Origin of the sequence: Streptomyces sp. NPDC091272, from assembly GCF_044757485.1 — a bacterium.
Classification (GTDB): domain Bacteria; phylum Actinomycetota; class Actinomycetes; order Streptomycetales; family Streptomycetaceae; genus Streptomyces.
Map to the genome: position 1 here is coordinate 432237 of NZ_JBIVVC010000007.1, position 15586 is coordinate 447822.

Below are 15586 nucleotides of genomic sequence, written 5' to 3' on the forward strand. Positions count from 1 at the left end.
GCCGCCCGACCGCGGCCGGATGACACCGGCGCGGAAGGGTCCGGCGAGTCCTCCCGTCAGGCGTGATGCCCCATATCATCGCTTTTTATGGGAGATGTCCGCTTGGCCACCGAAGTACCATCCTCAGCACCCGCGGCACGGCGGAGCACCCTGCTGTCCCGGCGCAGCGCGAACTGCGCCGTCTGGTACCTGCGCGTCGTGGCGTTCATCTGTTTCCTGAGCGCCGTGTGGGTGACCCTCGGCAACGACCTGCGGCGGCACAACGACGGCGACTACTTCACCCCGTACCTGCTGACGGCCGGCTTCGCCTCGGGTCTGTTCGCGTCGCTCATGGCAATCACCATGCGGCGCCGCAAGCGGGCCGCGTGGATCCTCAACACGGCGCTGAGCGGGCTGCTGTTCCTCCTGTTCACGCTGGTGATGTTCTTCCCCGAGGTCAGGCAGTACCCCCGCAACTGGGTCTCGCTCGCCCTCACCGGCGCGTTCTTCCTCGCGCTGCTGCTGGGCCGGCGGGAGTTCTACGCGAAGGGCGACCGGTCGAACCCGAAGCTGGCCGCGCTGGTGGCCGTCGGCGGGCTGCTCGCCACCTCGCTGCTGGCGGGGCTGCTGGTCACCGTCACCAACACGGCCTCGCACGGCGCGGGCTCCTCGACGTTCCCGGAGCGCTGGCGGTACGGCGCGGCCCGGCTGATCTCCATCGCCGCGCCCGACGCCCAGTTCGCCGGGATCATGACTCCCGGCTGGGTCAACGTCCTCATCAACATCATGAGTACGGCGTTGCTGATCGGTGTCCTGCTCGCCGCCTTCCGCTCGCGCCGTACCGTCGACCCGCTGTCCGAGCGGGACGAGGAGAAGCTGCGGGCTCTGCTGGACAAGCAGGGGGAACGCGACTCGCTCGGGTACTTCTCGCTGCGCCGGGAGAAGAGCGTCGTGTGGTCGCCGACGGAGAAGGCTGCGGTCGCGTACCGCGTGGTGGGCGGCGTCTCGCTCGCCTCGGGCGACCCGATCGGCGACCCGGAGGCCTGGCCCGGTGCGATCGAACCGTGGCTGGCCGAGGCCCGCGAGCACGGCTGGGTGCCCGCCGTGATGGGGGCGAGCGAGGAGGCGGGCACGGTCTACGCCAGGCACGGCCTCGACGCGCTGGAGCTGGGGGACGAGGCGATCGTGGAGACCGCCGACTTCACCCTGGAGGGCCGCGCGATGCGCACGGTGCGCCAGGCGTACAACCGGGTGCGGCGGGCCGGGTACCAGGTCCGCATCCGCCGCCACGAGGAGATCCCCGAGGCGGAACTCGCCGAGCTGCTGCGCAAGGCCGACGACTGGCGCGACGGCGCCACCGAACGCGGCTTCTCGATGGCGCTCGGCAGGCTAGGCGACCCGGGTGACGGGCGCTGCGTGATGCTGGAGTGCACGGACGGCGAGGGCGCGCTGCGGGCCGTGCTGAGCTTCGTGCCGTGGGGGCCCCGGGGGCTCTCCCTCGACCTGATGAGGCGTGACCGGGACTCCGAGAACGGCCTGATGGAGTTCATGGTGATCGAACTGCTCCAGCGCGCCGGGGAGATCGGGATCACCCAGGTGTCGCTGAACTTCGCGATGTTCCGGTCGGTCTTCGAACGTGGTTCCCGGCTCGGTGCGGGACCGGTGCTGAGGCTGTGGCGCTCTCTGCTCAGTTTCTTCTCGCGCTGGTGGCAGATCGAGTCGTTGTACCGGGCGAACGCCAAGTACCGACCTATCTGGGAGCCGCGTTTCATGCTCTTCGAGAAGAGTTCCGACCTGTTGCGCATCGGCATCGCCGCCGGGCGCGCCGAGGGCTTCCTGGAAGCCCCCGGCCTGCCCAAGTGGATGCACCGCAAGCACCTGGGGACGGGAAGGAGACGTTGACCCGGACGAGCGCCGCCGCCTCCTCGGTGCGACGGTTCGCCCGCCGTGAATGGGGCGCGGTGTACGAGCGCGTGCGCACGGCGCTGGTCGTACGCCGGTGGCGGGCGATCCCCCTGACGCTGGCGTCGGTCGCGCTGACCTCGCTTTTGCAGATCGTGCAGAACCAGTCCTGGGGCTATCAGTTCGTCCAGGACATCGGGGCGCTGCGGGCGGGCGACCCGCTGCTGCCCTCGCTGCTGCGCACCCCGCTCTCACTGTTCGTACCGGCGCTGGACCTGCCGGTGTGGGGGGCGCTGGCACAGGTGCTGCTGGTGTTCGGCATCGCGGAGATCTGCCTGGGCCGCCGCAAGACCCTCTTCCTCGCGTACGTCGCCACCCTGTCCGGCACGATGTACGCCCGGGTGGGCGTCGCCCTCGGCCCGGACAGCCCGCTGGGACTGCCCGCCGCCGACCGCACGGTCGTGGACACCGGGCCCTCCGCCGCGGTGGTGGGGCTCGCGCTGTACGTGTGCTGCCGGTACGGGGCCCGCTGGACGGCGGCGGCGGTCGTGCTGGCGATGGTCGTCGAGGTGCTCGTCAAGACGAACCTCGCGGGCAAGGAGCACCTCGCGGCGCTGCTGGGGGTGGGCGTGCTGATGCTGGTGGAGGACGCCCTGCGCAGACGCGGACGCCGACGGCGGAGTCAGGACCTGGGCGAGGGAGCGCCGCCGATCCAGTCCTGAAGGGAGCGGGTGAGCCTGCTCCAGCGGCGGTCGTGCCTGAAGACCCGGCGCATCGCCCGCGCACGGGCCCTGGGGCGGCGGCGGTAGAAGCGGCGCGCCCAGAGCGAGTTGGGGCGGGCGAGCCGGATCGCGCCGAAGAGGCCGACCATGGGGACGACGATCCCGAACATCGCCGTGCGCACCTTGCCCTTGAAGAGGGCGATCACCGAACCCACGCCGTTGAACATGATGTTGAGGATGAACACTCCTCTGCTGCTCGCCTCCTCCCGGGTCAGGTCGTTCACCCCGAACGGGACGAAGCCGGTGAGCACCAGCAGGACCAGGGCCGCCGTCAGGACCACAATCTCGACGCTGGCCCGGCCCTGTTCGGACCAGTAGACGTCGTCCAGGTGGAGGATCAGCGCGAACTCGTCGAGGACGAGCCCCGCGCCCGTGCCGAAGATGACCGCGCAGATCGCCGCCCCCACCCCGTGCCGCCCGCTGGTGACCGCGCCGAAGCCGCCGATGGTGGTGAGGACGACGCCGGGGACGACGTGGTGGATGTGCATGCCGCCGGGGGTGACGTTGCGGAAGGGGCCCCTCCCGGCCCGGATGGACCGGGTGATGGTGCGGGTGACCAGGAAGGACAGCACGAAGGACGCCAGGGCCAGGAAGAGCGGGAGCTTGCCCGGCTCCACGATGTTCCGGTACACCCAGTGACCCATGCCACCCTCCCCGCTTTGTCCCGTATGCCGGTAATGCGTAACTTACCGGCTGGTGCGCCGGGATAGCGTGCGGCCGGTGACCACTCCTCCCCCGCCCGCCGCTCGGGCCTCTCTGCAGGACGGGGTGCGGTTCGCCTTCGGCACCCTCACCGTCGTGCCCGTACGCGTCACGCGCTGGGACCGGGAGGCGGCGCGCGCCGGCATGGTGTGCGCACCGCTCGCGGGCGCGGTCGTGGGGCTGTGCGCGGCGGCCCTGGGCGGGCTGCTGCTCCTGCTCGGGTCCGGGCCGCTGCTCGCCGCCGTGGCGTCAACCGCGGTCCCCGCCGTGCTCACCCGGGCGCTGCACCTGGACGGTCTCGCGGACACCGCGGACGGGCTGGGCAGCGCCAGACCCGCGGCCGACGCGCTCGACATCATGAAGCGCTCCGACATCGGCCCGTTCGGTGTCGTCACCCTGCTGCTCACGCTGCTCGCCCAGGTGTCGGTACTGGCGCAGCTGTACGCGGACGGGTGGGCGTACGGGGCGCTCGCGGCCCTCGTCCCGGCCGTTGCCGCCCGCCTGGCGCTCACCCTCGCCTCCCGCACGGGCGTGCCGGCGGCCCGCCCCGAGGGGCTGGGCGCGACGGTGGCGGGAGTGGTTCCGGTACGTACCGCCATCGCCACGGGCGCCGTGACCACGGTGCTGTGCGCCGCGGCGGGCCTCGCCATCGGCCCGTACGGGGCGGTGCACCACGCGGTGGCGGTGCTCGGCGCGCTCGGGGCGGCCCAGCTGCTGCTCGCCCACTGCGTACGGCGGTTCGGCGGGGTGACGGGGGACGTGTTCGGCGCCCTGGCGGAGACGGCCGCGACGGCGGCCCTGGTGGTCCTGGCACTGGGACGGTGATCGGCGGTGATCGCGGCGCCCGCGCGGGCACCACGCACCACTTGAGCCCCGCTCAGCAGGGGTCGCGCCACACCCCCAGCTCGTACTTCTTCCGCATCGAGCTGAGCCTCAGCTCGCGCGCACGGTCGCAGAAGCTCGCGGTGTCCTCCTCGTACTCCACATGGAAGACCGCCTTGCGCGCCTCGATGAACGGCGTCAGCCGCTCGCACTCGTCGTACTCGGCGCACTGCTCGTTCACCGCGAAGTCGAAGTCCCCCACCAGCTCGGGAATCTGGTCGAGGTCGTTCTTCAGGCCCACGGCCATCCCCCGGTCGTGGGCGAGGCGGGCGATCAGCCGGTTGTAGCGGAGCTGGTCGGCGGCCGAGAGCGGGAAGCCGGTCCTGTTGCGGTAACCGTCCATGTTGTCCGGCTCGACGGCGTCGAAGCCCTTGTCGCGGCACATGTCCATCCGGGCGGCCATCAGAGGCTCCAGGACGTCGGTGCGGCGGACGTCCAGCCAGCGTTCGCCCTTCCAGCCGTTGCCCTTGCCAAGGATCTCGGTGGGGAAGCGGGCGGCGTCCGGGCGGAACTCCTCCCACGCCCCGGTCGACAGGTAGCAAATCACCTTGCGGCCGTCGGCGTGCAGCTCGGCCACCGTCCCGGCGGACGTCGTGTGACCGTCCACGTCGTACACCGGGACGTCGACCGAGAGGTCGAGCGTGCCGCTCAGCTGCCACTGCCAGGCCAGACCGGGACGCGGCTGCCAACGCGGTCCGGTGGGGCCCGGCGCGGGCCCGGGGCCCGTGCCGGATCCGGGCAGACCCGCACAGCCCGCCGTCAGCGTCAGCAGCAGGGTCAGCGGCAGCGACAGCCACGCCAGTCCCGCGCGGCGCCTCATCGCGGGAGCGCCGGGTTCAGCCCCTGCGGCAGGGTGCCCCACGGGTGCGCCCCGCCGCCCGGCACCGCGCAGTGCACCGCGGCGCCCCGCCGAGCCGCCAGGAAGGCGACGTCCACGTCCGCCGGCGCCTCGTACACCAGATGGCAGAAGCGGTCCGCCGGGTAGCCGCTCGTCCAGCCGGGGGCCTCGGGCGCGGCCAGGTACGTCTGCCAGTCGCCCTCGAAGGTGACCAGCAGGTCCGCGAGCGCGAGGTAGCAGGGGTCGGGGTGCGTCCCGTGGTTGAGCACCAGGGAGCCGCTGCCCGCCGCGCGCGCCGCCACCGCGAGCCGCCGGTAGTGGGCGAACGCGTCGGCGTCCGAGGAGACCTGGTCGAGGAAGGCGCCGGTCGCGCCGTACCAGTCGCGGTGGCGCAGCAGGTCGCGCAGCACGTCGGCGTGCGGGCGCCGGGCGTAATCGGTGTCCACGTACCCCAGTACGCGCACCCCGCAGTCCCGCAGCCGCTGCGCCACCGTCGCGAACGCCGGGTCCGGTGAACTCCCGGCGCCGCTGGCCGGGTTGATCACCACCCCGTAGAGCTGCTCCGGTGCGCGCAGGAGCGTCTCCCAGGCGTCGGGGCGCTCCGCGGGGTGTTCGTAGAACGGGACGAGCAGCTGTCTCACGTGTCGGTCCTCATCGAAGAATCCAGCGGGCGGTTCACGGCCGGTGCGCCGTCGCCCTCCCCAGCAGTGCGCAGACGAGCACCGCCAGGGCCACCGCCGCCAGGCCGGGCGCGGCCGACGACGCCAGGGAGGAGGCCCCGCCCAGCACCGCCAGTGTCTGCACGAGGGCCGCCGCCCCGCACACCGACGCCGCCGCCACGACCGCGCCGAACGCCTGGAGCAGCAGGCCCGTCCACATCAGTGTCCCGATCAGCAGCAGCCCCGTCGCGCGCGCCCCGTCGAATCCGCCCGCCTGCGGCCACAGCAGCGTGCTCGCCGCGGCGAGCGCGGCCAGCACCAGCAGGTACTGCCCGAGGCAGCGGGCCAGTGTCAGGGCCGTCGCGCGCCGGAACGCCTCCGGTGTGGTGGACGCCCGCAGCCCGGCCAGGGCGCCGCTGCGGAACCGGTGCAGCAGCCACTCCGCAGGGCCCATGCTGAGGGTGAGGGCGACGGCGCCCGGCGCGGCTGCTGCTCCTGCCGCCCCGATCCCGCCGGTGAGCCCTTCCACGAGCACGTCACCGAGCGCGACGTGCAGCACCAGGACGCCGGTGGCCAGGCCGAACACCCCGTACGGCAGGGAAGCCAGCACCCGCGGCCCGCCTGGTCCGCGCACCCGGCCGCCGACGCCCCGCAGCAGCTCCGCCGCCGCCAGCACGAGCACCGCGAGGGGCGACACCGCGAGCAGTGCGACCCGGGCAGGACCGGGTACGTCGTACCACAGGGCGACGACGGCGCCCGCCGACATCGGTGCGAGCGCGGCGAGCAGCAGCCGCTCCCTGCCGAGTACGAGCAGGACGGTGGCAGCCCCCTGGTACAGCGCCTGTGCGGAGGCGAAGGCGACGGCGCCCCCCTCGTCCGTACCGGAGACGGCGAGGGCGACGCAGGCCCCGAGCAGTGCGCCGAGCGGGGCGCCGGTGAGCAGGGCGCGGGCGGCGGCCGGCCGGTCCCCCAGGCCGAGCCAGCTGTAGGCGCGGTGTGCGAGTGCCTGGTTCCACGCCCAGCCGGTCAGGGCGCTGGCGAGCAGCACCGCGATCGGGGCGGCGCCGGTCGCGAAGGGCGCCGCCAGGACGTACGCGAGCCCCGGCAGGGCGAACACCAGACCGCGCAGGAGGCACGGCAGCAGGCTGACGTGCCAGGGGTCGCCGGGTGCCAGCGCGGGTTCCGGGTAGGTCCGCGGCACGCGTGCGTAGAGGTCCTCGGCGAGCTCGAAGGAGTCGGCGCGGCCGTAGGTGAGCCGGATGTGGTCGTCGGTCATCCCGTCGGACTCGAGGATGGCCGCGATCTCGTCCGGGTGGACCGCCGCCTCCAGCAGGCCGCGGAGCCGGTCGGCGAGCTCCTCCATCGGGTCCGCGGCGGCGGTCCTGCGGGGCCGGGGCCGCGGTATGGCCGGCAGGGTGTCCTGCCGGTCGTCGGGGGTGAGCCACAGAGGGCCGCTCATGAGACTCCTCGGTGGGTGGGTCCGGGGGCGTGGGGTCCGGCGGTGTCACGGGGGCGCCCGGCGCGGGCGTCCGCGGGGGTCCAGGTGCGCCGGTCGCGGGCGTCCGCGGGGGTCCACGTGCGCCGGTCGCGGGCGTCCGCGGGGGTCACCATGTCGTTCCGTCCGCCGCCATCGCCCGCCACGGGTCCTCCATCCGCAACGGCACCGTCCACTCGTCGGGCAGTTCGCCGGCCTCGTGGATCGGGTGGACGAGCTGTGCGGGCACGCCGTCGAGCTCCTCGTAGATGCCGCGGAAGCCTTCGACGGAGCGGCGCAGGGTGAACTGGTCGATGACGCGCTGCCTGGCACGCTCGCCGAGTCCGGCCCGCCGCGCGTCGTCCCTTAGCAGCTCCAGGGTGGCCCTGGCCATCGCCTCGGGCTCGCGGGGCGGTACGACGAGCCCGGTGTCGCCGACCGCCTCACGCACTCCGCCGACGTCGGTGGAGACGGTCGTGCGTCCGCAGGACATGGCCTCGATGATGCTGAAGGGGAAGCCCTCGCTGATGCTGGAGAGCATCACCACCGAGCCCGAGGCGTAGGCCCGCGCGACGTCCGAGACGCGTCCCTCGTAGCTGATGCCGTCGGTGACCCCGAGTTCGGCGGCCAGTTTCTCCAGCGTGGTCCGGTAGGCCTCGCCGCCCTCCGGCACCCCGCCGAAGAGGCGCAGGCGCAGCGCGGGTATCTCGGCGCGGACGAGGGCGTAGGCCCGTACCAGGGTCTCCAGGTCCTTGATCGGGTCGATACGGCCCGCCCAGCTGAGCGTGGGCACCTCGGGCTCGGGTCCGGCGTGCGGGAAGAGCTGCGGGTCGACGCCGTTGTACACGGTGCGGATGCGGTCCGGGTCGGCGCCGCCGCGCTCCTCCCACCTGCGGTTGTACTGGTTGCAGGGGGTGATCAGGTCGGCCTCGCGGTAGCCGAGGGAGTTCAGTTCCCGGTAGAGACCCAGCAGCAGGGCCTTCACGGGCCAGCGCTGCGCGGCCGACCGGTAGCCCAGGTAGCGCTCGCGCAGGTAGATGCCGTGCTCGGTGAGCAGGAAGGGTGCGCCGTCGAAGTGCTTGGCGGCGAGCGCGGGCAGGGTGGCGAGTCCGCTGCTGACCGCGTGCGCGATGCTGCCGTCCGGCAGCCGGGTGCCGAGCGGGCGCAGCAGGTGGTCGATGAGGTCGGTGGCTATGAGCGCGTCGTGCAGGGTGGGCCGGGCCCGGGATATGTCCAGTCGGGGCCGGGTCCAGATCCGTATCAGGGTGCGCAGTACGTCCTCGCCCGCGAGGGCGGCGGTGAGGCGTCCCTGCCGGGCGAGCGCCGCCAGCGCGTAGAGCTCGCGGCCGAAGTCGCAGCCGGCCGCCGGGTCGAGTATCGAGAGCAGGAAGCGCTCGTAGGCACCGAGGAAGGCGCGTTTGTCCGCGCCCCTGGGCCGGGCAGCGCGCGAGGTGTCCGCGGGCCCCCAGAGCGGCACCACGGTGTGCTCGTAGACGTTGCGCGGCAGCTCCCAGGTGACGGGCTCGCGCCCGCTGCCCGTGAGGGACACGAGGTGGAAATCGACGTCGGGCATGCCGCGCACCAGTTGGTCGCACCAGGTGCTGACACCCCCCTGGACGTGCGGATAGGTGCCTTCGGTGAGCATGCTGACATGACGCCCACGGCTCATGTTCGTGTCCCCCCAGGACGAGTTGCCAGTTGCGGTGGTGCCGCGGAGCGGCCGGTGCTGCGGAGCGGGTGCGGTGGAACGGTCGGCGCCCCGCAGCAGCCGGTGCCCCGGTGTCAGGGAGCGGTGGGCAGGGTCAGCGTGACGGCGGACTGCAGGAGCTCGGGGGCCGACCAGGCGGAGCGCTGCCCCGCGTACGGCGTCCCGAACGCGGTGGACCCGACGAGCATGCGCTTCTTCGTCCCCTCGGGCACGGTGACCGGCGCGAGGACCCGCGAGGGTGCCTTGACGGTGACGGTGGTGCCGATCCGGTACGCGCTGACGGTGCCGTCGGCGAGCGCCTTGTCCCAGGCGGTGCGGCGGGTGAACTCGACGCCGACGTCGCTCTGGCGCGGGTTTACCACCGGGGCGCTGTCCGCGAACAGGGCCCGGTAGTCCGCGAGCGTCTTGTCGACGACCGGGTAGAGCAGCCGCTCCTCGGCCAGGTTCGACTGGTGGACGTAGTGCGGCCTGGGGTCGTTGGCGACGACGTGGCTCAGTGCCGTACGGGCCTCCTGCGGAACGATGTACGACGCGTAGCCGGTGTTCACGTCGAGGGGGTCCTCCATGCAGGTGGAGGCCGGGTTGTCCTCGCAGACGCCGCTGCCGCCGTCGGCCCTGCTCGTGTAGAGCCAGTTGTACTCGTCGGCCATCTCGGCGGCAGTGCCGACGTTGTAGTACACGTTCATCGGGTGCCGGGGCACGGTCAACGCAGCGCCCGCCGCCCGCTGCTGCGGTTCGCGCGAGGCGTCGCTGGCGATCCACTTCACCGCGTTCTCGGCGAGTGCGGGTCCCAGGTTCGGGTTGTCGACCGGCTGCTGCGGGGTGGTCCGCAGACCGGAGTGCTCACCGGTGACCAGCTCGCTCCGGTCGACCGAGATGCCCCTCGCGGTCGCCCACTTGTGGTTGTCGGAGATCTGCTTGGAGATCTCCGCACGGCCCATCCACAGCGTCCTGCCCGCCGTGTCGGTGGCGCACTTCCAGGGCACGACGGTGTTGTCCTGCGTGCAGCCGAGGAAGGGGTGGGTGTAGGTGTGGTTGATCCACCGGTACTGGGCGCGGTCGGCCACCAGCTGTGCGGCCAGCGCGTCGGTGCCGCCGTTCTCGGCCTTCCACTCCTCGCCCGCTCCCGCGTTGTAGACCATGTCGAGCTGGAAGCCGCTCTGCCGCTGCCACTGGGCCGCGTAGCTCGCGTCGGCCGCCGTCATGCGGACCGGGTTCGCACCCTCCCCCTCACCTCCCTTGCAGTCGAAGTCGCCCGGCGTGCAGTTGAGTTCGCTGTCCCAGCGAGCGTCGGGGGCGAAGACGTCGTCGACGTGAACGGAGAAGTAGTTGCGGCTCTGCCCCAGGTGTACGCCCTGTGTCAGCCACTCCACGACACCGCGCGCCAGGACCCGGAACTGTCGCTGGTACTTGTTGTACGCGAAGGTGACGACCAGCTCGCGGCGCCCGTCGTGGGCGTACTCGCCGACCAGGCTGCCGCGGGTCGCGCCGGTCCCGGTGGGCATGTCGACGTAACTGGTGAAGCCGGCCCTCGGCCTGGCCGCGTACCCGTAACTCTCCATCACGGTCGGCGAGTTGTCCTCGAACTTCAGCGGTCCGTCCAGGTAGCCGAAGGGCCCCGCCCGCCCGGCGGCGGTGACGGTGGCGTCGGCGCCGTCCAGCGGGCCCGCGTACCCCTCCTGGTCGGTGTAGTCGAGACCGACACCCGGGTGCGCCCAGGTGTAGGCGTCGACCTGGCGGATGCCGAAGGTCTTCTCGTACGCGGTGAGGGCGGCCGACTCGGGTGAATCCGTGCCGAACGGCGCCTCGTTGGGCAGCACGACGCCCTGGTACTTGGCGCGCGGCCGGCCGTCGACGGTGTCGCTGAGGAAGGCCGCGTTGATCACCGGACGCCCGGCGGTGCCGAGCTTCACCGTGGTGAACGGCACACCCGTGGAGCGCAGTTCGTCGGCGACGGCCCCCACCGCCTCCCCGCCGTCGTCGACGACGAGGACCTTGAGATCGATGCGCGGCGCCTCGGCCGCGACCGCGCCGGTGGGCGACAGTGCCACCGCCGCCGCCATGAGGCCGGCGGTCAGCAGGGCCGCCCCCGCTCTGCCCGAGCGCTTTACCCCTGTTGCCCTGGTTCTGTACGCCATTGCGTACACCCCTCCCCCTCGAAGGTCATCTTCCGTACCTCATCCTTGCGGATGAGAGACGGGAAACCTGTGGACATCATGCAAAGCAATCCCCTGATCCTCTGCACGAACTACGGGGAGTGTGCCGCATCGCTCACGCTGTGCGCGCCCGAAACCTCGGAGAGACACCCCTGATGAGTGAACAGGTCGCCACCGTGATCGAAGTGGGCGGGCGCGCGTAGTCTCGACCGATAGGCGCACATACCCGCCACCCTCAGGAACTCAGGAAGCGAGATTTCACCACCGTGACTGCTCTCACTCTCAGCACCTCCGGCGCCGCGACGCTGCGCGCCGACGCGCTCGTCATCGGTATCGCCAAGGGGCCCAAGGGTCCTGTCGTCGCCGCCGGCGCGGAGGCCGTGGACAAGGCGTTCGACGGAAAGCTGGCTGCCGTCCTGGAGACCCTGGGCGCGGCCGGCGCCGAGGGTGAGGTCACCAAGCTGCCGGTCCTCTCCGGTCTCAAGACCCCCGTCCTGCTGGCCGTGGGCCTCGGACCGGTCCCGGAGAAGGACGACACGTACGCCGCCGAGTCGCTGCGCCGCGCCGCCGGTGCGGCGGCCCGCGCGCTGACCGGCACCAAGAAGGCCGGCTTCGCCCTGCCGGTGGGGTCGGTCGAGGACGCCGAGGCGATCGCCGAGGGCGCGCTGCTCGGTGCGTACAGCTTCACCGCCTACCAGGACCAGGGCGAGAAGGCGCAGAAGGCCGACGCCAAGCTGCCGCTCGCCGAGATCGTCCTGCTCGGCGCCAAGCCGCGCGACAAGGCGGTCAAGGCCGCGACCGAGCGTGCCGTCGCCGTCGCGGAGGAGATCAACCGCGCCCGCGACCTGGTGAACACCCCGCCGAACGACCTCTACCCCGAGTCGTTCGCCGCGGTGGCGTCCGCCGCCGCGAAGGAGCACGGCCTCAAGATCCAGATTCTCGACGAGAAGGCTCTGGTCAAGGGGAACTACGGCGGCATCCTCGGCGTCGGCCAGGGCGCGGCCCGCGGCCCGCGCCTGGTGCGGATCTCCTACACGCACCCCAAGGCGGAGAAGTCGCTCGCCTACATCGGCAAGGGCATCACCTACGACTCGGGCGGCATCTCGCTCAAGCCGGCCGGTCACAACGAGACGATGAAGTGCGACATGGCGGGCGCCGCCGCCGTGTTCGCCGCCGTCGTCGCGGTCGCCCGCCTCGGCCTCAAGGTCAACGTCACTGGCTGGCTCGCGCTCGCCGAGAACATGCCCTCCGGCACCGCCACCCGCCCCGGCGACGTGCTGCGGATGTACTCCGGCAAGACCGTCGAGGTCCTCAACACGGACGCCGAGGGCCGCCTGGTCCTGGCCGACGCGCTGGCCCGTGCCTCGGAGGAGAACCCGGACGCGATGGTCGACGTGGCCACCCTGACCGGCGCCATGGTGATGGCTCTCGGCAGCCGCACCTTCGGCGTCATGGGCAACGACGAGTCCTTCCGCACCGCGATCCACGAGATCGCCGAGGAGGTCGGCGAGCAGTCCTGGCCGATGCCGCTCCCCGCCGAGCTGCGCAAGGGCATGAACTCCGACACCGCCGACATCGCCAACATGGGCGAGCGGATGGGCGGCGGCCTGGTCGCCGGGCTGTTCCTGCAGGAGTTCGTCGGCGAGGACATCGCCTGGGCGCACCTGGACATCGCGGGCCCGGCCTTCCACGAGGCCGCCCCGTTCGGCTACACCCCCAAGGGCGGCACGGGCGCATCGATCCGCACGCTGGTGAAGCTGGCGGAGCGCACCGCGGCCGGCGACCTCGGCTAGCAGATCTCCCGGTACGACCCCGGGCCCGCACCGGCCCGGGGTCGTAGCGGCGTGTTCGTACGGTTTCGCCCTAAACGAAATATTTGTACGTACGTACGCGCTGGTAACCCTTGAGAGCGGGGTCCGACCCCGTCTCAGGACCCGGCCCGGCGTCCCGCCTTCCGCCATCAAGTGCGAAGATGGTTTACCGGCAGGACAGGGCCCCCACCACAGGGCCGAACATCAAGCGGCCGTACACCCCCGCCGCCCGGTCATCGATGACCGGCGACCGGCGCACATGCATGGAGGACGTGACGTGGCGAACGACGCCAGCACCGTTTTCGACCTAGTGATCCTCGGCGGTGGCAGTGGCGGTTACGCCGCGGCGCTGCGTGGGGCCCAGCTGGGCCTCGACGTCGCACTGATCGAGAAGAACAAGCTCGGCGGCACCTGCCTGCACAACGGCTGCATCCCGACGAAGGCCCTGCTGCACGCGGGCGAGATCGCCGACCAGGCGCGCGAGTCCGCGCAGTTCGGCGTGAAGGCGACCTTCGAGGGCATCGACATCGCGGGCGTGCACAAGTACAAGGACGAGGTCATCTCGGGCCTGTACAAGGGCCTCCAGGGCCTGGTCGCCTCCCGCAAGGTGACGTACATCGAGGGTGAGGGGCGGCTCTCCTCCCCGACCTCCGTCGACGTCAACGGACAGCGCGTCCAGGGCCGGCACGTGCTCCTGGCCACCGGCTCCGTGCCGAAGTCGCTGCCGGGCCTGGAGATCGACGGCAACCGCATCATCTCCTCGGACCACGCGCTCACCCTGGACCGCGTCCCGGAGTCGGCGATCATCCTGGGCGGCGGCGTCATCGGCGTCGAGTTCGCCTCGGCGTGGAAGTCCTTCGGCACCGACGTCACCGTCGTCGAGGGCCTGAAGCACCTGGTCCCGGTCGAGGACGAGAACTCCTCGAAGCTCCTTGAGCGCGCGTTCCGCAAGCGCGGCATCAAGTTCAACCTGGGCACCTTCTTCCAGACCGCCGAGTACACCGACAACGGCGTCAAGGTCACCCTGGCCGACGGCAAGACCTTCGAGGCGGAGGTGCTGCTGGTCGCGATCGGCCGCGGCCCGGTCTCGCAGGGCCTCGGCTACGAGGAGCAGGGCGTCGCGATGGACCGCGGCTACGTCCTGGTCGACGAGTACATGCGCACCAACGTCGAGACGATCTCGGCCGTCGGTGACCTGGTCCCGACCCTCCAGCTCGCGCACGTCGGCTTCGCCGAGGGCATCCTGGTGGCGGAGCGTCTCGCCGGTCTCAAGACCGTGCCGATCGACTACGACGGCGTGCCCAAGGTGACGTACTGCCACCCCGAGGTCGCCTCCGTCGGCATCACCGAGGCCAAGGCCAAGGAGATCTACGGTGCGGACAAGGTCGTCGCGCTGAAGTACAACCTGGCAGGCAACGGCAAGAGCAAGATCCTGAAGACCGCGGGTGAGATCAAGCTCGTCCAGGTCAAGGACGGTGCCGTGGTCGGCGTCCACATGGTCGGTGACCGGATGGGCGAGCAGGTCGGCGAAGCGCAGCTCATTTACAACTGGGAGGCCCTGCCGGCCGAGGTCGCGCAGCTCATCCACGCGCACCCGACCCAGAACGAGGCGCTCGGCGAGGCCCACCTGGCCCTCGCCGGCAAGCCGCTTCACTCCCACGACTAATAGTTTTAGTCCGGGCGCGACGACCACTTCCGCACCAAAATTCCGATAGGAGCAACTGAAACCATGTCGGTTTCCGTAACCCTGCCGGCGCTCGGCGAGAGCGTCACCGAGGGCACCGTCACCCGCTGGCTCAAGGCCGAGGGCGAGCGCGTCGAGGCCGACGAGCCGTTGCTCGAAGTCTCGACCGACAAGGTCGACACCGAGATCCCGGCCCCGGCCGCGGGCATCCTGGCCTCCATCAAGGTCGCCGAGGACGAGACCGTCGAGATCGGCGCCGAACTCGCGATCATCGACGACGGCTCGGGCGGTGGCTCCGAGGCCGCCGCTCCCGCCGCCGAGGAGACCCCGGCCGCCCCGGCGCAGGAGGCCCCCGCACAGGAGGCCCCCGCCGCCGAGGCACCGAAGCAGGAGGAGGCCCCGCAGGCCGCCCCCGCCGAGGCCCCGGCCGCCGGCGGCTCCGCCGAGGGCACCGACGTCACCCTGCCGGCGCTCGGCGAGAGCGTCACCGAGGGCACCGTCACCCGCTGGCTGAAGGAGGTCGGCGAGGAGGTCTCCGAGGACGAGCCGCTGCTGGAGGTCTCGACCGACAAGGTCGACACCGAGATCCCGGCCCCCGTCTCCGGTGTCCTCCTGGAGATCGTCGTCGCCGAGGACGAGACCGCCGAGGTCGGCGCGAAGCTTGCCGTCATCGGCGCCAAGGGCGCTGCCCCGGCCGCCGCTCCGGCCGCCGCCGCTCCGGCTCCCGCCCAGGAGGCCCCCAAGCAGGAGGCCCCGAAGCAGGAGGCTCCCAAGGAGACCCCGGCCGCTCCGGACCCGGCCCCGGCCGCCGCTCCCGCCGCGCCGACGCAGGCCCAGACGCCGCCCGCCACCGTTGCCACCCCGGCTCCGGCAGCCCCGGCAGCGCCCGCGCCTGCCGCCGCCAAGGCCCCGGCCCCCGCCGCGACCTCCGGCGACGACAGCGCCTACGTCACCCCCCTGGTCCGCAAGCTCGCCACCGAGAACGGCGTCGACCTCGGCCAGGTCAAGG

At 72.1% G+C, this 15586-nt stretch carries 12 protein-coding genes; 6 read left to right on the plus strand and 6 right to left on the minus strand.

Features of this window, described 5'->3' with window-relative positions:
* The first annotated feature begins 87 nt into the window (after nucleotides 1–87).
* Entirely contained in the window at nucleotides 88–1881 is a 1794-nt protein-coding gene (locus ACIQM4_RS22130; RefSeq protein WP_401594089.1) for a phosphatidylglycerol lysyltransferase domain-containing protein, read from the plus strand.
* Nucleotides 1878–2603 carry a hypothetical protein gene (locus ACIQM4_RS22135; protein ID WP_401594092.1) on the plus strand — a complete coding sequence of 242 codons (726 nt, stop codon included), beginning with the start codon at nucleotides 1878–1880 and terminating at the stop codon, nucleotides 2601–2603. The genes ACIQM4_RS22130 and ACIQM4_RS22135 overlap by 4 nt, the downstream gene beginning before the upstream one ends.
* Here ACIQM4_RS22135 and ACIQM4_RS22140 read toward each other — a convergent pair.
* On the minus strand, nucleotides 2564–3307 hold the full coding sequence (locus ACIQM4_RS22140; protein ID WP_401594095.1) for a hypothetical protein: 744 nt from the start codon (nucleotides 3305–3307) through the stop codon (nucleotides 2564–2566). The genes ACIQM4_RS22135 and ACIQM4_RS22140 overlap by 40 nt on opposite strands.
* A gap of 76 nt (nucleotides 3308–3383) precedes the next feature.
* Here ACIQM4_RS22140 and ACIQM4_RS22145 point away from each other — a divergent pair, with 76 nt between their 5' ends.
* Nucleotides 3384–4190, plus strand: coding sequence for an adenosylcobinamide-GDP ribazoletransferase (locus ACIQM4_RS22145; protein WP_401594098.1), 807 nt, complete (start codon nucleotides 3384–3386; stop codon nucleotides 4188–4190).
* A 52-nt stretch (nucleotides 4191–4242) separates the two neighbouring features.
* On the opposite strand, the gene ACIQM4_RS22150 is transcribed toward ACIQM4_RS22145, so the two are convergent.
* The 5 genes from ACIQM4_RS22150 to ACIQM4_RS22170 form a co-directional block, all read right to left on the minus strand.
* The gene (locus ACIQM4_RS22150) at nucleotides 4243–5067 is read right to left on the minus strand and encodes an endo alpha-1,4 polygalactosaminidase (protein WP_401594100.1); all 825 of its coding nucleotides are present in this window, start codon (nucleotides 5065–5067) and stop codon (nucleotides 4243–4245) included.
* On the minus strand, nucleotides 5064–5726 hold the full coding sequence (locus ACIQM4_RS22155) for a spherulation-specific family 4 protein (protein WP_401594103.1): 663 nt from the start codon (nucleotides 5724–5726) through the stop codon (nucleotides 5064–5066). Before ACIQM4_RS22155 ends, ACIQM4_RS22150 begins: the two co-directional genes overlap by 4 nt.
* A gap of 34 nt (nucleotides 5727–5760) precedes the next feature.
* The gene (locus tag ACIQM4_RS22160) at nucleotides 5761–7203 is read right to left on the minus strand and encodes a hypothetical protein (RefSeq protein WP_401594105.1); all 1443 of its coding nucleotides are present in this window, start codon (nucleotides 7201–7203) and stop codon (nucleotides 5761–5763) included.
* Between the two features lie 145 nt (nucleotides 7204–7348).
* Nucleotides 7349–8887, minus strand: a complete 1539-nt coding sequence (pelF, locus tag ACIQM4_RS22165; protein WP_401594107.1) for a GT4 family glycosyltransferase PelF — start codon at nucleotides 8885–8887, stop codon at nucleotides 7349–7351.
* Nucleotides 8888–9000: 113 nt separating this feature from the next.
* Nucleotides 9001–11064, minus strand: a complete 2064-nt coding sequence (locus ACIQM4_RS22170; protein ID WP_401594110.1) for a hypothetical protein — start codon at nucleotides 11062–11064, stop codon at nucleotides 9001–9003.
* Nucleotides 11065–11348: 284 nt separating this feature from the next.
* Here ACIQM4_RS22170 and ACIQM4_RS22175 point away from each other — a divergent pair, with 284 nt between their 5' ends.
* The 3 genes from ACIQM4_RS22175 to ACIQM4_RS22185 form a co-directional block, all read left to right on the plus strand.
* The gene (locus ACIQM4_RS22175; protein ID WP_401594112.1) at nucleotides 11349–12875 is read left to right on the plus strand and encodes a leucyl aminopeptidase; all 1527 of its coding nucleotides are present in this window, start codon (nucleotides 11349–11351) and stop codon (nucleotides 12873–12875) included.
* Between the two features lie 295 nt (nucleotides 12876–13170).
* The gene (gene lpdA, locus ACIQM4_RS22180) at nucleotides 13171–14559 is read left to right on the plus strand and encodes a dihydrolipoyl dehydrogenase (protein WP_401594115.1); all 1389 of its coding nucleotides are present in this window, start codon (nucleotides 13171–13173) and stop codon (nucleotides 14557–14559) included.
* A 63-nt stretch (nucleotides 14560–14622) separates the two neighbouring features.
* A partial coding sequence (locus tag ACIQM4_RS22185) for a biotin/lipoyl-containing protein (protein WP_401594118.1) occupies nucleotides 14623–15586 on the plus strand: 964 nt, incomplete at its 3' end.